The following is a 1,631-nucleotide window of genomic DNA, read 5'->3' as shown; positions in this document are numbered from 1 at the left end:
GTTTGGTGCGGGTGCTGGGTGCAGTGGTGGTGGATCCGGATTTGCCTGTGGCTGCGGTGGAGGTGTTGGACGCGGTTGAGCGTGAGCGGGTGTTGGTGGAGTGGGGTGGTGAGGGTGCGTCGGGGGTGTCGGTGTTGCTGCCGGGGTTGTTCCGGGCGCAGGTGGCGCGGACGCCGGATGCGGTGGCGGTGGTGTTTGAGGGTGTGGAGGTGTCGTATGCCGAGTTGGATGGGCGGGTGAACCGCTTGGCGCGGTTGCTGGTGTCGCGTGGTGTGGGTGTGGGTTCTGTGGTGGGGGTGTGTTTGGAGCGTGGGGGATGCTGTGCCGGTGTGTGTGGTGACTTCGGTGGGGTGTGCGGCGGTGGTGCCGGTGGGTGTGGTGCGGGTGCTGGTGGATGATCCGGTGTTGGCGGGGTTGGATGCCGGTGATCTGGATGTGGTGGTTGGGTCGGGGGATGCGGCGTATGTGATTTATACGTCGGGGTCGACGGGGCGGCCGAAGGGTGTGGTGGTGTCGCATGGTGCGTTGGCGGCGCATTTGGGGGGTGTGGGGGAGCGGGTGTCGTTGTGTGGTGGTGATCGTTTGGTGGCGGTGACGACGGTGTCGTTCGATATTGCGGTGTTGGAGTTGTTCTTGCCGTTGGTGTCGGGTGCGTGTGTGGTGGTGGCTTCCCGTGAGGTGGTGCGGGATGCGGGGGCGTTGTTGGGGTTGGTGGTGTCGTCGGGGGCGACGGTGGTGCAGGGTGTGCCGTCGTTGTGGCGGGGGTTGTTGGAGGTGGGTGTGTGGCCTGTGTGGGTGCGGATGCTGGTGGGTGGTGAGGCGTTGTCGGGTGGGTTGGCGGCGCGGATGGTGGCCACTGGTGCGTCGGTGGTGAATGTGTATGGGCCGACGGAGGTGACGGTGTGGGCTACGTCGGCGGTGGTGTCGGGTGTGGGTGCGGTGGTGGTGGGGCGTCCGTTTGCGGGGGTGCGGGCTTTTGTGCTGGATGAGTGGTTGCGGCCGGTGCCTGCGGGTGTGGCGGGTGAGTTGTATTTGGCGGGGGTGCAGGTTGCGCGGGGGTATCTGGGTCGGCCGGGGTTGACGGCGGAGCGGTTTACGGCGTGTCCGTTCGAGTTGGGTGGCGGGCGGATGTATCGCACGGGTGATGTGGCGCGGTGGACGCGGGATGGGCAGTTGGAGTGTTTGGGGCGTGCGGATGATCAGGTGAAGGTGCGTGGTTTCCGGATCGAGCCGGGTGAGGTGGAGGCTGTGATGGCTTCGCACCCGGGGGTTGCCCAGGTGGCGGTGGCGGTTCGTGAGGATGTTCCGGGTGATGTGCGGCTGGTCGCTTATGCGGTTTTGCGTCCGGGGTCTGCTGTGGATGGTGCGGAGTTGCGTGTGCGTGCAGGGTTGAGTCTGCCTTCGTACATGGTGCCGTCGGCGGTCGTGGTGCTGGATGTGCTGCCGTTGACTGCCAACGGGAAGCTGGACCGCAAGGCGCTGCCTGCTCCGGAGTACACGGCGGGTGGGGGGCGTGGTCCGGCGAGTGTCCAGGAGGAGTTGCTCTGCGGTGTGTTCGGCCAGGTTCTGGGGCTGGCGGAGGTCGGGGTCGATGAGGACTTTTTCGCGTTGGGCGGTCACTCTCTGCTCGC

General features: G+C 66.4%; 2 protein-coding genes. Both read left to right on the top strand.

What is annotated here, in order from left to right; genetic code table 11:
• On the top strand, nt 1-398 hold a 398-nt coding region (locus AAW14_RS39290; protein WP_265569255.1), incomplete at its 5' end, for an AMP-binding protein.
• The coding region (locus AAW14_RS39285) for a non-ribosomal peptide synthetase (protein WP_265569254.1) at nt 361-1,631 on the top strand (1,271 nt) is incomplete at its 3' end. The genes AAW14_RS39290 and AAW14_RS39285, both read left to right, overlap by 38 nt.

The sequence above is a fragment of the Streptomyces hygroscopicus genome (assembly GCF_026168105.1).
Taxonomy (GTDB): domain Bacteria; phylum Actinomycetota; class Actinomycetes; order Streptomycetales; family Streptomycetaceae; genus Streptomyces; species Streptomyces hygroscopicus_D.
Note: the sequence above shows the minus strand (reverse complement) of the source record. Positions and strands in the feature narration are given on the sequence as shown.